Here is a 15,256-nt window from a genome sequence, read left to right on the forward strand (position 1 = left end):
CCTTGCATCCCGGTGTGAGGTGCAGATGATCGCGCCCATGACCAGAACGCTTCTTTCCTTCGGCCACGGCTTCTCTGCCCGCGCCCTGTCGCGCATCCTCATCCCTCAAGGCTGGCGGGTGATCGGGACCACCCGATCCGAGGACAAGGCTCAGGCGCTGCGAGACGAAGGGGTCGAACCGCTTATCTGGCCGGGCACCGACATGACCGAGGCCATCGGGCAGGCGACACATATGCTTATCTCGACCGCGCCCGGCGAGGACGGCGACCCGGTGCTGGCGGAATGGCGCGACACGATTGCGGCGCGGGCGGATCGGTTCGACTGGGTCGGCTATCTTTCGACGACCGGGGTCTACGGCGACCATCAGGGTGGCTGGGTCGATGAGGAAACCGGGCTGACACCGGGCACCAAGCGCGGCAAGCAGCGCGTGAAGGCCGAGGGCGAATGGTGGATGCTGGCGAAGGAGACGCGGATGCTCCCGCTCCACATTTTCCGGCTCGCGGGCATTTACGGGCCGGGGCGCGGGCCGTTCGCCAAGGTCCGCAACGGGACGGCGCGGCGGATCATCAAGCCGGATCAGGTATTCTCACGCATCCATGTGGACGACATCGCGCAGGTGCTTGCCGCGTCCATCGCCAAACCGCGACCGGGCCGCATCTACAACGTCTGCGATGACGAGGCCGCGCCGCCGGAGGATGTCATCGCATATGCGGCAGACCTGCTTGGGAAACCTATTCCGCTTTCGGAGGATTTCGCGGATGCGGACATGACCCCGATGGCGCGCAGTTTCTATGCCGAGTCCAAACGCGTGCGCAACGACCGCATGAAGCGGGAGCTTGGCGTCACGCTAAAATACCCGACCTATCGCGAGGGGTTGTCGGCCCTGCTGAATGAGCAGGGCGCATAGGCGTCAGAGGATCAGGCCGAGGCCCACGAAAAACAGAAAGAAAAGCGGCGGGATCACGTGGTGGTTGAAACCCGATGTCGCCGTTTCCTGTGCGATGACCGCCTGATTCATGACCGGATCGACAAGGGTGCCCGCAAAGGCCGAGCCTGCGATGACGGCGATGACCGCGCCAAGGATGATCTTGTTCATTCTCTTCCCCTAACACTAAATACGCTAGTGATTGGGTGATTATGCCCCACATGCAGTGCAGGTCTAGAAAAAAGCGTCGGTTTTTGGCCCGGTGTTGCGTGCCGAAAACGCTTTCTCAGGCGCGCTGCGATCCGAGTGTCGAGATATCCAAAGCCGACATCACTTTCGCAACCATATCGTCGGCGGTCAGGCCCGCGACTTCGTACATCTGATCCGGCGTCGCCTGATCGATGAAAGTGTCGGGCAGGACCATCGAGCGAAATTTCAGCCCCGAATCGAAAACGCCGTTCTCGGCCAGCAATTGTGCGACGTGGCTTCCGAACCCGCCGATGGCGCCTTCTTCGATCGTTATGAGAACCTCGTGCTCGCGCGCGAGTTTCAGGATCATGTCCTCGTCCAGCGGCTTGGCGAAACGCGCGTCGGCAATCGTCGGCGTGATCCCCTTGGCCGTCAGCATCTCGGCGGCCTTGTGGACCTCGGTGAGGCGCGGACCGAGAGACAGGAACGCGACGCGCTTGCCCTCTGCCACGATGCGGCCCTTGCCGATCTCGAGCGCGGTGGGCGTCTCGGGCATTTCGGTGCCGACCCCGGCACCACGCGGATACCGCACGGCCGAGGGGCGGTCGTCGATCCCGCGCGCGGTTTCGATCATGTTCACCAGCTCCGCCTCGTCCGACGGGGCCATGATGACGAAGTCCGGCAGGTTGGCGAGATAGGCGATGTCGAAACTGCCCGCATGGGTCGCGCCGTCGGCCCCGACCAGACCGGCCCGGTCGATCATGAAACGCACGGGCAGGCGCTGGATCGCCACGTCATGCACGACCTGATCGTAGCCGCGTTGCAGGAAGGTCGAGTAGATCGCGCAGAACGGCCGCATCCCGCCAGCCGCGAGCCCGGCCGAAAACGTCACCCCGTGCTGCTCGGCGATGCCCACGTCGAATGTCCGGCTCGGGAAGCGCGCCCCGAAGATGTCGACGCCCGTTCCGTCCGGCATGGCCGCCGTGACGGCGACGATCTTGTCGTCGGTCTCGCCCAGCTTGGTCAGGGTCTTGCCGAAGACGCTGGTGTAAGACGGCGCATTCGACGGCGCCTTGTGCTGTTTTCCGGTGGGAACGTCGAACTTGGCGGTCGCGTGGCCCTTGTCGTCGCGTTCCTCGGCGGGGCGATAGCCTTTGCCCTTGCGGGTGATCGCGTGGATCAGGACCGGCCCGGTCGCGCGGGCTTTCACCGTCCGCAACACCTGTGCCAACTGATCCATGTCGTGTCCGTCGATGGGGCCGACATAGGAAAAGCCGAGCTCTTCGAACATCGTGCCGCCGACGGTCATGCCCTTGAGCATTTCCTTGGCGCGTCGTGCCCCTTCCTGAAACGGCGGGGGGAGCAGGCGCACGGCACCCTTCGCGGCGGCCTTGAACTCCTGAAACGGCTCGCCCGCATATAGGCGCGACAGGTAGGTCGACAGGGCACCGACAGGCGGGGCGATGGACATTTCGTTGTCGTTCAGGACGACGATCAGGCGTTTGTTCAGATGGCCCGCGTTGTTCATCGCCTCGAAGGCCATGCCCGCGCTCATCGCGCCGTCACCGATCACGGCGATACAGTCGCCGATCCCGTTCTCGGGCGATCCCCCAAGGTCGCGCGCCACGGCAAAACCAAGCGCGGCCGAGATCGAGGTGGAGCTATGGGCCGCACCGAAAGGGTCGTAGGGCGACTCGGTCCGCTTGGTGAAGCCCGACAGACCGTCCTTCTGCCGGATCGAGGTCATCCGGTCGCGGCGGCCCGTCAGGATCTTGTGCGGATAGCATTGGTGCGACACATCCCAGATCAGCTTGTCGTGCGGCGTGTCGAAAATCGCGTGAATCGCGACGGTCAGTTCGACCACGCCCAGACCTGCGCCAAGGTGCCCGCCGGTCTTCGACACGGAATAGATCGTCTCGGCGCGCAGCTCGTCGGCAAGCTGGCGCATTTCCGCTACGGACAGCCCACGCATGTCGGCGGGCGACGCGATCCGGTCGAGAAGGGGCGTTGCGGGTTTTTCGGGCATCGGGGGCCTCGTCTTCAATTCTTCCGCGAAATAGCGAAGCGCGCGGCCTCTCGCAAGTTATCGGCCTTCTGACCAAAGGGCGCGAGAACGTCGCAGGCATTGTCCACAAGCATATGGGCACGCTTGCGCGCCCCGTCCATGCCGAGAAGCGAAACGAAGGTCGCCTTACCGGCGTCCTTGTCTTTCTGAACCGCCTTGCCGACGGTTTCGGCATCGCCTTCGATGTCCAGAATGTCGTCGGCGATCTGGAACGCCTGACCCAGCGCGGCCCCGTATTGGCGCAGCGGTTCGCGGTCGGCCTCGCCCAGTATCGCCCCGGCGAAGGCGGACCATTCGAACAGCGCCCCGGTCTTGCCCGCCTGAAGCGCGATGATTTCGTCCAAAGTGAGCGGGTTCGGCGCCACCTCTGCTGCGAGATCGAGCGATTGTCCCATCACCATGCCGAATCCCCCGGCACCGTGACCGAGCGTGCGGGCGAGTTCCGCGCGTATGTCGCCGCTTCCGACCGCCGGGTCACCGACCAGTTCGAAGGCAAGGAATTGCAGCGCGACCCCGACCAGAACGCCCGTCGCCTCGTCCCATTTGACATGGACGGTCGGGCGGCCGCGCCTGAGGTCGTCGTCGTCCATGCAGGGCAGGTCGTCATGGACGAGCGAGCTGGCGTGGACCGCTTCGATCGCGGCGGCGGCATAGGACGAGCGGTCCGGCGACACGTCGAACAGCGACGCCCCTTCGATGACCAGAAACCCGCGCAGGCCCTTGCCGCCTTCGACCGCATAGGCCATCGGCTCGGCCAACGGCCCGGTTTTCGGCAAGGCATGTGCGAGTCGCGCACGCGCGCGCCGATTCGCTTCTTCCAGCGCGTCGTGAAACATCAGTCGGTCTCGACCGGCGTCGTCCCCGTCGGTTGCCCGTCCCGGTCCAGCGTGATCGCCGCGACCTTTTCCTCGGCCGCCTTAAGCTTTTCTTCGCATTGCGCCTTGAGCGCAGCACCGCGTTCGTAAAGCTTGATCGATTCTTCGAGCGCCACGTCGCCGCGCTCCAACTGGCTCACCACCTGTTCAAGCTCGCGCATCGCCTCTTCGAAGCTCATGTCTTTCACTGGCTTGTCGGTCATGCGCCACGCTCCATCAGGGTTTTCACATGCGCTGCGGTGCCCTGCGCCAGCGCGTCGAGATCATATCCGCCCTCGAGTGAGGACACCACCCGGCCCTCGCAGACCTTTTCGGCCACATCCACTATCCGATCGGTTACCCACGCATAGTCTTCGGTGCGCCAGTTCAGCCCGGCAAGCGGGTCGGCGGCATGTGCGTCGAACCCTGCCGACACGAGGATCAGTTGCGGTTCGTAGTCCTCGATCCAGGGCAAAATGTGCTCGCCCCATGCCTCGCGCATCAACTGCGATCCCGATCCGCTGTCGAGTGCGGCGTTACGGATCTGGTCATATGCGCCGGTTTCATTCGGCGCGCCGGTGCCGGGATAAAGCGGCATCTGGTGCGACGAGGCGAAGCGCACGCCACTTTCGTTCCAAAGCACATCCTGCGTGCCGTTGCCGTGGTGCACGTCGAAGTCCAGCACCGCGACCCGGTCGAGTCCGTGGTGTTCGATTGCGTGCAACGCCGCGATGGCGACGTTGGCGAACAGGCAGAACCCCATCGGCTTCGCCTTTTCGGCATGGTGCCCGGGCGGGCGGGTCATGACGAAGGCATTGCTGGCTTCGCCCGACAGAACGGCATCGACCGCCGCGATGTTGCCGCCGATGGCCCGCATCGCGGCGTTGAAACTGCCCGGCGCCATCGAAGTGTCGGCGTCGATCTGGGCGTAGCCCTCGACCGGCTCCGATGTGCGTATCCTGTCGAGATGCGCCAGCGGATGTGCCAGCCGCACGTGCTTTTCCTCGCCCATCGGCGCGGCGCGGCGGTCGAGCGCGTCGAATTCGGGTTTGGCGAGGGCGCGCCCAATGGCCTCCAGACGTTCGACCCGTTCCGGGTGTCCCGGCGGCGTCACGTGGTCAAGGCATTGGTCATGCGAAAAAAGCAGCGTTGTCATGGGCGGACGCTAGGCGAATAGACAGGGCGCTTCAAGGTCGCGAAGGCGCTCTTGGCGATCATTCAGGCAGCCTTTCGGACAGCGCCTGATCCAGCGTCGCCCAATCGTCTGCCTCCAACCTGACGGGAAGGACAAGCACCTTGGGCCGGAACGCCACCGGCAGGCGCACGGCGTCTTTCTCGGTCGTGACCAGTTGCGCGCCTGCCATGGCCGCCTCACGCTCCAACCGGGCGAGCAGGGTGGGTGTCATTTCCTGATGATCCGCCAGCGCCTGCGCGCGCACCACCTGCGCGCCGATGTCGCGGAGTGTCGCGAAGAACCGCTCTGGCACGCCGATCCCGGCAAAGGCGAGGACGGGCAGACCTTTCCACGTCATCCCGGTCTGAAGCACGTCGAGATACGCACTAATGCGGGGCAGGGGCACGGTCCGAAACGCCTTCTGCGCGCGCTGTGGCCCGACGGTCACCAGCAGGTCGGCCTCCGCCAGCCCCCGCGACAAGGGGTGGCGCAGCGGGCCGAGCGGCCAGACCCTGCCGTTCCCGAACCCCCTGACCGCATCCTCGACGAGGATGCGGTAGTCCGAGGCGACGTCCTGCGGGCCGTCCTCTTCCACGATCAGCAGGTCGGCACCGGCGTCCGCCGCCGCGCGCGCCGCTTCGACCATGTCGGACCCGACCCATGTCGGCGCGAAGGCCGCGGACAAGAGCGGTTCGTCCCCCACGTCGTTGGCGGTGTGCGTTCGTTCGTTCACGCGTAGGGGCGCGTCGCTCGCCCGCATGACGACATGAACCTTCCTGTCGGGGCGACCAAGACGTTGGGCGAGGGCGATCACCATCGGGGTCTTGCCGGTCCCGCCCCGCGACAGGCTGGCGACCGATACGACGGGCACATCCACGCGAACGGGGTCAGGGCGTCGGGACCGGGGAAAGCGCACGGTCAGACGCCCTTTCGGTCGAGCGTGTCGAGCACCAGTTCCACCACGCGATCCGTCGCCTGCGCGCCGTTGGTGGTCACGTCCCAAGCCGCCGAGGCCATGCGCGCCACGTGATCCGGCGCAAGCAATTCCTCGACCGTGCGGGTCAGATCCTGCTTGTCGCTGACGCATCGCGCCGCGCCCGCATCGCGCAGCCGTTCGAAGCTTTCGCGCCACGGACCCGGACGCGGACCATACAGCACCGCCGACCCCAATGCGGCGGCCTCGTAAGGATTGCGAACGGGCCCACCGGACAGCGTGCCGCCCAGAAAGGAGGTCGGCGCCAGACGATACCACAGGCCCAACTCGCCGGGGACGTCGGCGATATAGATTTCGACCTCGGGCTCAGGTTCGTCTTCCAGCGAACGCAGGCCGACGACCCAGCCCTCGCTTTCCAGCTTACGGGCGAGGAGAGGCCCCTCGTTCGGGTCTTGTGGCGCAAGGATTAGAAGGAGCCTGTGCGACCGCCGCATGACCTGCTGGTGCACGCCTGTCAGGATCGCGAATTCATCGGCCCCGGCGCCCGCCGCAAGCCAGACGGGACGCGCGGCAAGCTCTTCGGCCAGCATGTCGCGTTCGGCCTGACTGCATGTCAGGGGCGCGGTGCCTTCCTGAAGGAAACCCACCGTCTCGATCCGGTCGGGGGACACACCCAAGCCGATCAGGCCGGTTCGCGCAGTGTCGTCACCTGCGAACACATGAGTGAACTGGCGCAGGAGTGTCCGCCTGATACCCGGAAGCCAGCGCCAGCCGGCCCGTTCAGGCACCCGTGCGTCGACAAGCACCATGTCCACCCCGGCGCTCGCCGTCCGGTCGATCAGGCCCGGTTCGAACCTGTTTTCGGCCCAAAGGCATATGTCGGGACGCCAGTGACCCAAGAAAGCCTCGACCGCCCCGTCCTCGCCGTAGGGCGCGTATTGCAGGATCGCGCGTGACGGCAGGCGGGCCTCCAGCGGGTGATCCGGGTCGTGTCCGGTCGTGGTGACGAGAAAGCTCAGATCTTCGCGCTCGTCGGCCAGACGATCGACCAGTTCCGGAAATCCCAGCGCCTCGACCTCGTTGCCTGCGTGCAGCCAGATCAGCGGACCGGCGGGGCGGTCCTGACGCGGCTTGCCCAACCGTTCGGCTGCGCGGGTCCGGTCTTCGGACCCTTCGACGAGACCGCGTTTGAGCCGCGCCTCGGCACGGGCACGCCCCCGCAGCTTCTGCGATGCCAGATAGAATGAAAGGCCGGGGCGTTTCGCCATAGGCGGATTATTCCAGCTCCTCGGTCGGCGAGGCGGGTGTTTCCTCGTCCCGAAGGCGATGAAGGTGGGCGATGAAATACCGCATGTGGGCGTTGTCCACGGTGCGCTGCGCCTCGGCCCGCCAGGCGTCATAGGCGGTGGCGTAGTCCGGGTAGATCCCCACGATGTGAATATCGTCCACGCTCTTGAACTGGGTTTTGGTCGGGTCGACCAATTCGCCCCCGAACACGAGGTGCAGTCTTTGGGCCATGTCCGTCTCCGCCGTTGCCTGTGCCGAGCCTATCGCAGGGCCGGGTGAGGTAAAAGGCGCTCAGGTCTTGAGGCGCGTCTCGTAGCCCGCCGCCTTGATCGCGTCGGCCAGAGCGGCGGTGTCGAGGGTCGAGTCGATCTCGACCTCGCGCGCGTCCATGTCGAACGCGATGACCGCGCCTTCGTCGGCGTCCATCACGGCGTCTTCGATCTTTGCCTTGCAGTGGCCGCAGCTCATTTCGGGAATGGAAAACGTGGTCATCGGAACCTCCTGAATGACCCCTCAGCTAGGATCGCGTCGCGCCTCCGTCAATCGGGATTCGAAAATTCCACCGCGACCTCTTGACCTTCCAGTGACTGGAAGGGCTATGTGGTGGATCATCGACAAAAGGAGTCGGTGATGAACGACATGACGATCAAGGTCGAAGGGATGCATTGCGCCTCCTGCGTGTCCCGTGTCGAGGACGCGTTGAAGGGGCTGCCGTTCGTGGCCGACCCATCGGTGAACCTCGCAGGGGAAAGCGCGAACCTCACCTTCACGGAACCCGGCCACATGGCCGAAACGGCCGAGGCTCTGGCGCGCGTGGGCTATCCTGTCGTGACCGACGAGATCGACCTGTCGGTTGACGGTCTGGTGGATGCCGCCGCCGTCGCCAAGGTCGAAGCGGCGCTGAACGCGATCCCCGGCGTGCTCGAGGCACATGCGAACCCGGCGACCGACACCGCCAAGGTGGTGTTCGCGGCAGGCGCGGCCGCACCGTCCGCCATCACCGCTGCCGTCAACGCAACGGGATACAGCGCCGAGGTGAAATCGGGCGGATCGCTCGACCTTGAAGCCAAGAAAGCCGCCGAGACGACCCGGTTGGGCCGGATGACCCTGCTCGCCGCGATCCTGACGCTGCCCGTGTTCATCGCCGAGATGGGCGGGCACTTGATCCCGGTCTTCCATCAATGGCTTCACGGCCTGATCGGAATGCAGAACCTGCGGTTGGCCGAGTTCGCGCTAACCGCGCTGGTCCTCGTCATCCCCGGACGCCGGTTCTTCACGGCGGGCGTGCCGCAGCTTTGGCGCCTGTCGCCCGACATGAACTCGCTGGTTGCGGTCGGCACGGCGGCGGCGTTTGCCTATTCCACCCTGTCGACCTTTACCCCCGGTATTTTCCCGGCAGGCACGGCGAACGTGTATTTCGAAAGCGCCGCGGTCATCGTCACTCTGATCCTCTTCGGACGCTGGATGGAGGCACGTGCCAAGGGTCGGACGGGCGAGGCGATCCGCGCGCTCATGAACCTCGCCCCCCGGACCGCACGGGTCGAGCGGGACGGCGAGACACGGGAAATCCCGACCTCCGAGGTGCGACCCGGCGACATCGTCGTCGCCCGTCCCGGCGAGGCGATCGCGACCGATGGCGAAGTCCTGTCGGGCGAAAGCTACGTCGATGAAAGCATGGTCACCGGCGAGCCTGTTCCGGTCGAAAAGGGGCCGGGCGACAGTGTGACGGGCGGCACCGTGAACACCAACGGGGCGCTGCGGATCACCGCCACGCGCGTCGGGGCCGACACCACGCTCGCCCAGATCATCCGCATGGTCGAACAGGCGCAGGGGGCGAAACTGCCGATCCAGTCTCTTGTCGATCAGATCACCCGCTGGTTCGTGCCGGGGGTCATGGCCATCGCCGCCGTGACCGTGGCCGTCTGGCTCGCCTTCGGTCCCGATCCTGCGCTGAGTTTCGCTCTGGTCGCCGGTGTCGCGGTGCTCATCATCGCCTGTCCCTGTGCGATGGGTCTGGCGACGCCGACCTCGATCATGGTCGGCACGGGTCGGGGCGCGGAGCTTGGCGTGCTGTTTCGCAAGGGCGACGCACTTCAGATCATGGAAGGCGTCAAGGTCGTCGCGCTCGACAAGACCGGGACGCTGACCAAGGGCCAGCCGGAGCTTACCGACCTGATCGGTGACGATACGGACGAGGCGCTGCGCCTTGCCGCGAGCGTCGAAGCCCAATCCGAGCATCCCATCGGGCAGGCGATCCTGCGGGCGGCAGAGGACCGTGGACTGACGCTTTCCGAGCCTCACGGGTTCAAGGCGCTGCCCGGTTTCGGGTTGAAGGCCGAGGTCGACGGGCGCGCCGTTCTGATCGGGGCCGAGCGGCTTATGCTGCGCGAAAAGGTCGACACCGGGAAGTTTCCCGGGGAAGCCGCCCGCCTTGCGGCCCTTGGCAAGACACCGCTCTACATCGCGCTCGACGGCAGCGTGGCGGCGCTGGTCGCGGTCGAAGACCCGATCAAGGAAACGACGCCGCGCGCAATCAAGGCGCTGCACGATATGGGCATCGAGGTCGCCATGATTACGGGCGATGCGCAGGGCACGGCGGGCGCCATCGCCAAACGGCTGGGGATCGACCATGTGACCGCCGAGGTTCTGCCGCGCGGCAAGGTCAAGGCGCTCGAGTCGCTTCAGGCCGAGCATGGCACGACCGCTTTCGTGGGTGACGGCATCAACGACGCGCCTGCCCTAGCCGCAGCCGACATCGGCCTTGCGATCGGAACGGGCACGGACGTGGCGATCGGAGCGGCGGACGTGGTCCTGTCGTCCGGCGAGTTGACCGGCGTGCCGACGGCGATCCACCTCAGCCGCCGCACGATGCGGAATATCCGCCAGAACCTGTTCTGGGCCTTCGGCTACAATGTCGTGCTGATCCCGGTCGCCGCCGGGGTGCTGTTCCCGGCCTTCGGCCTCATGCTGTCGCCGATGCTCGCGGCCTTCGCCATGGCGATGTCCTCGGTCTTCGTGCTTACCAACGCCCTCAGACTTCGCTTCGTAAAGGTGCCGACATGAATATCTCAGACGCCGGAGCCCGTGCGGGCCTGCCGCCGAAGACGATCCGGTATTACGAGGATATCGGGCTCGTGACGCCCGACCGCGATCCCAATGGATACCGCTCGTTCTCGGACGTGGACATTCACAACCTGACCTTCCTGTCGCGTGCCCGCGCGCTGGGCTTCACCATCGAAGATTGCCGGACACTTCTGGCCCTGTATCAGGACAAGTCGCGCGCCTCGTCCGAGGTCAAGAAGCTGGCCGAGGGTCATCTGGACGAGATCGAACGCAAGATCGCCGACCTGACGTCGATGCGCGACACGCTCACGCATTTGGTTCACGCCTGTCATGGGGATGATCGGCCGGATTGTCCGATCCTCAAGGGCTTGGGGGGCGGCGGCGCGACTGATGACGAGACGGCCTAGCCGGCTACCCGTCGCTTGCAACGTCAGGTGCGTGGCCCCTTGGGTCGGTTGGACTTGTTCACGCCGGCCCGCGTTGCGACACCAAGACTTACCGATCCGACAGAAAAGGGCGGCCCAACAGGGGCCGCCCTTCGTATTTCGTAAGCGCGGATCGCTTAGTTCAGCGCCATGTCGGTGATGTCGAGCGTGTAGGCACCCTCAGGCTCCTTCGTGATGACCGGGTCCGAACCGCCACCCATCAGGGTTTCCACGGTGCGTTCATAGTCCGCCGGGTCGAGCGCGCCGTTGGAACCGGCGGTCAGTTTGGCCACCTCGCCCATCATGCGGATCTGGTGCTGTTCGGTCTGGGCGCCGGTTTCATCGTATTCCAGCACGATCATCGCGGCCTCTTCCGGGTTCTCTTCGGCCCATTTCCAGCCCTTCATCGACGCGCGCACGAAGCGGGCCATCTTGTCCTTGAAGGCCTCGTCCGAAAGGTTTTCTTCCAGTACGTACAGACCGTCTTCAAGCGTCGCGACGCCCTGATCTTCGTATTTGAAGGTGATGAGTTCGTCTTCACCGATGCCAGCGTCGATGACCTGCCAGTATTCGTTGTAGGTCATGGTCGAGATACAGGCGGCCTGGTTCTGAAGCAGCGGATCGACGTTGAAGCCCTGCTTGAGCACTTCGACACCGTCGTCGCCACCCTCGGTCGGGATGCCCAGCGTGCTCATCCACGACAGGAACGGGTATTCGTTGCCGAAGAACCAGACGCCCAGCGTGTTGCCGGGGAAGTCGTCCGGGCTGGTGATGCCGCTTTCTTCGAGGCAGGTCAGCATCATGCCGGACGATTTGAACGGCTGCGCGATGTTGACGAGCGGCAGGCCCTGCTCACGTGCGGCGAGGGCGGCGGGCATCCATTCGACGATCACGTCGGCACCGCCACCGGCGATGACCTGCGGGGGCGCGATGTCGGGGCCGCCCGGTTTGATCGTCACGTCGAGGTTCTCTTCCTCGTAAAAGCCCTGTTCGAGCGCCACGTAATAGCCCGCGAACTGCGCTTGCGTCACCCACTTGAGCTGAAGCGTGACCTCGTCCTGAGCCATTGCGGCCCCCGACGACAGGGCCAGCGCGGTGGCGGCGAGTTTCATTGATTTCATCATTGGTCTTTCTCCCGTTGGTAAGTTTCGGCTCAGCCTCGTTGTGACGGGTGCCAGAAGGTCACCCCTTTTTCTATGAGTGCCACGGCGCCGTAAAAGACGCTCCCGGCGATCGCGGCGACCGCGATTTCAGCCCAGACCATATCAAGTCTGAGACGCCCGACCTCGGTCGAGATGCGAAATCCCATGCCTTTGATCGGACTGCCGAAAAACTCGGCAACGATGGCCCCGATAAGGGCCAGCGTTGTCGTGATTTTAAGCCCGTTGAAAATGAACGGCATGGCTGCGGGCAGGCGCAGTTTGATGAGCGTCTGGGCGTAACTTGCCGAATAGGTCGACATCAGGTCGCGCTGCATCCGGGTGGTGGCCGCCAGACCCTCGACCGTGTTCACCAGCATCGGGAAGAAGACCATCACCACGACGACGGCGGCCTTGGACTGCCAGTCGAAGCCGAACCACATGACGAGGATCGGGGCGGTGCCGACGATGGGCAACGCGGCGATGAAGTTGCCGACGGGCAGAAGCCCCTGTTGCAGGAACTTGGAACGGTCGATCAGGATCGCGGTCAGCACCGCCGCGCCGCAGCCGATCACGTAGCCCGACAGCGCGCCCTTGACGAAGGTCTGGACGAAATCCTCCCACAGCGTCGGCACCGATTGGGTCATGCGCAGCCAGATGTCCGAGGGCGCGGGCAGAATCACCAAGGGCACGTTCAGGCCCCGCACCAGCCCCTGCCACACGACGAGGATGGTGATGCCGAAGATCACCGGAACCCCGATCCGCACGGCGCGATACTTGGCCAGGCGCGAATTGGCGAGCCAGACGTTCAGCGCATAGGCCCCGGCCCAGAACGCAGCCGCGAAGATCAGCCAGCCCCAGCTCATGCGTTCATCCCCATTCTGGTAAGGGTCCGGCGCTGGATCACGCCGATGATCCCCACAAGTATCGCGGCGAGGATGGCGGCGGCGAAAAGCGCGGACCAGATTTGAACGGTCTGGCCATAATAGCTGCCCGACAGCATCCGGGCGCCAAGGCCACGGATCGCTCCGGTCGGAAGCTCACCGACGATGGTGCCGACCAGCGCGGCGGCGATCCCCACCTTCAGCGATGCGAAGAGATAGGGCATCGACGCGGGCAGGCGCAGTTTCCAGAAGGTCTGGGACCGGCTGGCCGAATAGGTTTTCATCAGGTCGAGATCGAATGCGGCGGGCGACCGAAGCCCCTTGACCATACCGACGACGACCGGGAAGAAACTGAGATAGGCCGAGATGATCGCCTTGGGGATGATCCCCGTCACACCCAGCGAACTCAACACCACGATAATCATCGGCGCGATGGCGAGGATCGGAATTGTCTGCGACGCGATGGCCCATGGCATCACGCCCATGTCCATCGCGCGACTGTGGACGATCCCGACGGCCAGCAGGATGCCCAGCCCGGTGCCGAAGGCGAAGCCGAGCATGGTGGCCGACAGCGTGATCCAGCCATGGAAGATGAGCGAGCGTTTCGACGTTATCTTCATCTCGACGGTCGATCCCCAAAGCTCGGACACGACCTGATGCGGGGCGGGCAGGCGCGGCCTTTCCTGCGACCATGTGTCGAGGATCAGCTCGCCGGTCGAAAGCTCGACCTCGGCACGCTCGGCCTGATCCAATGCCCACTGGCTGTTCATCGGGATAGCGGCGGCATACCAGATGACGACGATGGCGGCGACGACGGTGAGGATCGGAACGATGTTCTTCATGCGCCGGTCCTCGCCATACGCAGGTTTCGCAGGCCGAAGACGACGTTCAGAAGGCCGATGAGGCCGAAGAGGATCGGCGACACGTAGCTTCCGCCTTCGGCGTCCAGCGCGAAATTGATGGCCACACCGATCAGGATCACCCCGGCGATCAGCAGCATCCAGCCCGACGGGCGGTCACGGGTAGTCCGGCGCGCTTCGTTCGCCGCCTCCTTGGTATTGGCGGTCCGCACGTATTTGTAAGCGGCGTCCTTTTTGCTGACCATCACGCGCCCTCAGTCATAGCTGTGCCCTTCGCGCAGCCCTTCGCGAACCCTGTGGGCCACGTCGAGAAACTCCTTGCTGTCGCGGATGTCGAGCGGGCGCTCTTTCGGCAGGGGGCTTTCGATGACATCGGTGATCCGTCCGGGGCGCGGCGACATGACGACGATCTTGGTCGAAAGATAAACCGCTTCGGGGATCGAGTGGGTGACGAAAGCGATGGTCTTTTCCGTCCGCGCCCACAGGTCCAGAAGCTGTTCGTTCAGGTGATCGCGCACAATCTCGTCCAGCGCGCCGAACGGTTCATCCATCAGCATGATGTCGGCATCGAAGGCCAGCGCGCGCGCGATGCTGGCCCGTTGCTGCATACCACCGGACAGCTGCCACGGAAATTTCTTGCCGAAACCCTTGAGGTCCACGAGGTCCAGCACCTTTTCGATCCGGCCAGCGTGTTCCGACTTGGGATAACCCATGATCTCGAGCGGGAGGCGGACGTTGCCCGCGATGGTACGCCAGGGGTAAAGTCCCGCCGCCTGAAAGACGTATCCATAGGCCCGCGATTTGCGCGCCTCGTCCGGGGTCATGCCGTTGACGGTCAGCGTGCCGCCCGTCGGATGCTCCAGTCCCGCGATACAGCGCAGAAAGGTGGTCTTGCCACAGCCGGATGGCCCGATGAAGCTGACGAAATCGCCTTTGTCCACGGCCAGATCGACGCCCTTCAGCGCGTGAACCGGGCCATCGTTGGTTTCGAATGTCAGATCGAGCCCCTTTGCCTCGATCACTGGATTTGTGCTCACGAAAGTCCCCACAGTTTCGGTTCGGCGAATTCCACCGAGTTCCCGGCCGGATCACGCACGTAGATCGAACGCGGGCCGTGCGGCCAGTTGAAATCCGACTCGATATCGATCCCCTTGTCCACCAGATAGGCGGCCCATCCGTCCAGCTCTTCGCCCGGTACGGAAAAACAGATGTGCCCCGGACCCGTCGCACCGTGCGGCGGGACCGGAAGCTGGTCGTCACCCGGCGGCACCACCGTTTCCTCGGCCACGAAGGCAAGGACGACGGTCGGCCCGCAGGCGAAAAAGATGTGGCGCGGATCGCGCCGCGTGATGACGTCGAGCCCCACGACACCGGCATAGAAGGCTTCGGTCTTGTCGAGGTCGTCGACATAAACCGCGGCCTCGAGCACGCCGGTGGGTGTTGCGGGGCTCGTCATC

Annotated in this window: 18 protein-coding genes; 3 read left to right on the plus strand and 15 right to left on the minus strand. The window is 64.7% G+C overall.

Annotated elements, in window-relative coordinates:
* The first annotated feature begins 37 nt into the window (after positions 1-37).
* Positions 38-907: an SDR family oxidoreductase gene (locus RB2654_RS14260; protein ID WP_040885725.1), complete on the plus strand. Its 870-nt coding sequence runs from the start codon at positions 38-40 to the stop codon at positions 905-907.
* Positions 908-910: 3 nt separating this feature from the next.
* Here the strand turns inward: RB2654_RS14260 and RB2654_RS23715 are convergent, their stop codons facing one another.
* The 9 genes from RB2654_RS23715 to RB2654_RS14305 all read right to left on the minus strand — a co-directional run bounded on the left by RB2654_RS23715 (position 911) and on the right by RB2654_RS14305 (position 7,920).
* Positions 911-1,096 (minus strand): hypothetical protein, encoded by a 186-nt coding sequence (locus RB2654_RS23715; protein WP_040884971.1) that lies wholly within the window; start codon positions 1,094-1,096, stop codon positions 911-913.
* 115 nt (positions 1,097-1,211) lie between these two features.
* On the minus strand, positions 1,212-3,140 hold the full coding sequence (gene dxs, locus RB2654_RS14270) for a 1-deoxy-D-xylulose-5-phosphate synthase (protein WP_040884973.1): 1,929 nt from the start codon (positions 3,138-3,140) through the stop codon (positions 1,212-1,214).
* A 14-nt stretch (positions 3,141-3,154) separates the two neighbouring features.
* A complete protein-coding gene (locus RB2654_RS14275) occupies positions 3,155-4,015 on the minus strand; it encodes a polyprenyl synthetase family protein (protein WP_008332951.1) in 861 nt (286 codons plus the stop codon).
* Complete coding sequence (locus RB2654_RS14280; protein WP_008332952.1) at positions 4,015-4,257, minus strand: exodeoxyribonuclease VII small subunit; 243 nt, start codon at positions 4,255-4,257, stop codon at positions 4,015-4,017. Before RB2654_RS14280 ends, RB2654_RS14275 begins: the two co-directional genes overlap by 1 nt.
* Positions 4,254-5,189: a histone deacetylase family protein gene (locus RB2654_RS14285; protein WP_008332953.1), complete on the minus strand. Its 936-nt coding sequence runs from the start codon at positions 5,187-5,189 to the stop codon at positions 4,254-4,256. Before RB2654_RS14285 ends, RB2654_RS14280 begins: the two co-directional genes overlap by 4 nt.
* A 58-nt stretch (positions 5,190-5,247) precedes the next feature.
* Positions 5,248-6,210 (minus strand): tetraacyldisaccharide 4'-kinase, encoded by a 963-nt coding sequence (lpxK, locus tag RB2654_RS14290; protein ID WP_008332956.1) that lies wholly within the window; start codon positions 6,208-6,210, stop codon positions 5,248-5,250.
* Positions 6,126-7,409, minus strand: coding sequence for a 3-deoxy-D-manno-octulosonic acid transferase (locus RB2654_RS14295; RefSeq protein WP_008332959.1), 1,284 nt, complete (start codon positions 7,407-7,409; stop codon positions 6,126-6,128). Before RB2654_RS14295 ends, lpxK begins: the two co-directional genes overlap by 85 nt.
* Positions 7,410-7,416: 7 nt before the next feature.
* A complete protein-coding gene (locus RB2654_RS14300; protein ID WP_008332961.1) occupies positions 7,417-7,659 on the minus strand; it encodes a DUF4170 domain-containing protein in 243 nt (80 codons plus the stop codon).
* A 60-nt stretch (positions 7,660-7,719) separates the two neighbouring features.
* Positions 7,720-7,920 (minus strand): heavy-metal-associated domain-containing protein, encoded by a 201-nt coding sequence (locus tag RB2654_RS14305; protein ID WP_008332964.1) that lies wholly within the window; start codon positions 7,918-7,920, stop codon positions 7,720-7,722.
* A gap of 138 nt (positions 7,921-8,058) precedes the next feature.
* On the opposite strand from RB2654_RS14305, the gene RB2654_RS14310 reads away from it, so the two are divergent.
* Positions 8,059-10,491, plus strand: a complete 2,433-nt coding sequence (locus RB2654_RS14310) for a heavy metal translocating P-type ATPase (protein WP_050771969.1) — start codon at positions 8,059-8,061, stop codon at positions 10,489-10,491.
* Positions 10,488-10,898, plus strand: coding sequence for a Cu(I)-responsive transcriptional regulator (cueR, locus tag RB2654_RS14315; RefSeq protein ID WP_008333002.1), 411 nt, complete (start codon positions 10,488-10,490; stop codon positions 10,896-10,898). The genes RB2654_RS14310 and cueR overlap by 4 nt, the downstream gene beginning before the upstream one ends.
* Positions 10,899-11,053: 155 nt before the next feature.
* Here cueR and RB2654_RS14320 read toward each other — a convergent pair whose 3' ends face one another.
* From RB2654_RS14320 to RB2654_RS14345, 6 genes are read right to left on the minus strand one after another with little or no spacing between them, the layout of a single operon-like run.
* On the minus strand, positions 11,054-12,040 hold the full coding sequence (locus RB2654_RS14320) for an ABC transporter substrate-binding protein (RefSeq protein WP_008333009.1): 987 nt from the start codon (positions 12,038-12,040) through the stop codon (positions 11,054-11,056).
* 29 nt (positions 12,041-12,069) lie between these two features.
* A complete protein-coding gene (locus RB2654_RS14325; RefSeq protein ID WP_008333013.1) occupies positions 12,070-12,921 on the minus strand; it encodes an ABC transporter permease in 852 nt (283 codons plus the stop codon).
* Positions 12,918-13,781, minus strand: a complete 864-nt coding sequence (locus RB2654_RS14330; RefSeq protein WP_008333014.1) for an ABC transporter permease — start codon at positions 13,779-13,781, stop codon at positions 12,918-12,920. The genes RB2654_RS14325 and RB2654_RS14330 overlap by 4 nt, the downstream gene beginning before the upstream one ends.
* Positions 13,778-14,044, minus strand: a complete 267-nt coding sequence (locus tag RB2654_RS14335; RefSeq protein ID WP_040884978.1) for a hypothetical protein — start codon at positions 14,042-14,044, stop codon at positions 13,778-13,780. The genes RB2654_RS14330 and RB2654_RS14335 overlap by 4 nt, the downstream gene beginning before the upstream one ends.
* 9 nt (positions 14,045-14,053) lie before the next feature.
* Positions 14,054-14,836 (minus strand): ABC transporter ATP-binding protein, encoded by a 783-nt coding sequence (locus RB2654_RS14340; RefSeq protein ID WP_040884980.1) that lies wholly within the window; start codon positions 14,834-14,836, stop codon positions 14,054-14,056.
* Entirely contained in the window at positions 14,833-15,255 is a 423-nt protein-coding gene (locus RB2654_RS14345) for a VOC family protein (RefSeq protein WP_008333025.1), read from the minus strand. Before RB2654_RS14345 ends, RB2654_RS14340 begins: the two co-directional genes overlap by 4 nt.
* Position 15,256: the final 1 nt, after the last annotated feature.

The sequence above is a fragment of the Maritimibacter alkaliphilus HTCC2654 genome, assembly GCF_000152805.1.
Classification (GTDB): Bacteria; Pseudomonadota; Alphaproteobacteria; order Rhodobacterales; family Rhodobacteraceae; genus Maritimibacter; species Maritimibacter alkaliphilus.

What these genes read in the sequence shown, in the direction of transcription:
- RB2654_RS14260 (WP_040885725.1), top strand. Translation starts at nt 38, where the DNA reads ATGACCAGAACGCTTCTTTCCTTCGGCCACGGCTTCTCTGCCCGCGCC.
- RB2654_RS23715 (WP_040884971.1), bottom strand. Translation starts at nt 1,096, where the DNA reads ATGAACAAGATCATCCTTGGCGCGGTCATCGCCGTCATCGCAGGCTCG.
- dxs (WP_040884973.1), bottom strand. Translation starts at nt 3,140, where the DNA reads ATGCCCGAAAAACCCGCAACGCCCCTTCTCGACCGGATCGCGTCGCCC.
- RB2654_RS14275 (WP_008332951.1), bottom strand. Translation starts at nt 4,015, where the DNA reads ATGTTTCACGACGCGCTGGAAGAAGCGAATCGGCGCGCGCGTGCGCGA.
- RB2654_RS14280 (WP_008332952.1), bottom strand. Translation starts at nt 4,257, where the DNA reads ATGACCGACAAGCCAGTGAAAGACATGAGCTTCGAAGAGGCGATGCGC.
- RB2654_RS14285 (WP_008332953.1), bottom strand. Translation starts at nt 5,189, where the DNA reads ATGACAACGCTGCTTTTTTCGCATGACCAATGCCTTGACCACGTGACG.
- RB2654_RS14295 (WP_008332959.1), bottom strand. Translation starts at nt 7,409, where the DNA reads ATGGCGAAACGCCCCGGCCTTTCATTCTATCTGGCATCGCAGAAGCTG.
- RB2654_RS14300 (WP_008332961.1), bottom strand. Translation starts at nt 7,659, where the DNA reads ATGGCCCAAAGACTGCACCTCGTGTTCGGGGGCGAATTGGTCGACCCG.
- RB2654_RS14305 (WP_008332964.1), bottom strand. Translation starts at nt 7,920, where the DNA reads ATGACCACGTTTTCCATTCCCGAAATGAGCTGCGGCCACTGCAAGGCA.
- RB2654_RS14310 (WP_050771969.1), top strand. Translation starts at nt 8,059, where the DNA reads ATGAACGACATGACGATCAAGGTCGAAGGGATGCATTGCGCCTCCTGC.
- cueR (WP_008333002.1), top strand. Translation starts at nt 10,488, where the DNA reads ATGAATATCTCAGACGCCGGAGCCCGTGCGGGCCTGCCGCCGAAGACG.
- RB2654_RS14320 (WP_008333009.1), bottom strand. Translation starts at nt 12,040, where the DNA reads ATGATGAAATCAATGAAACTCGCCGCCACCGCGCTGGCCCTGTCGTCG.
- RB2654_RS14325 (WP_008333013.1), bottom strand. Translation starts at nt 12,921, where the DNA reads ATGAGCTGGGGCTGGCTGATCTTCGCGGCTGCGTTCTGGGCCGGGGCC.
- RB2654_RS14330 (WP_008333014.1), bottom strand. Translation starts at nt 13,781, where the DNA reads ATGAAGAACATCGTTCCGATCCTCACCGTCGTCGCCGCCATCGTCGTC.
- RB2654_RS14335 (WP_040884978.1), bottom strand. Translation starts at nt 14,044, where the DNA reads ATGGTCAGCAAAAAGGACGCCGCTTACAAATACGTGCGGACCGCCAAT.
- RB2654_RS14345 (WP_008333025.1), bottom strand. Translation starts at nt 15,255, where the DNA reads ATGACGAGCCCCGCAACACCCACCGGCGTGCTCGAGGCCGCGGTTTAT.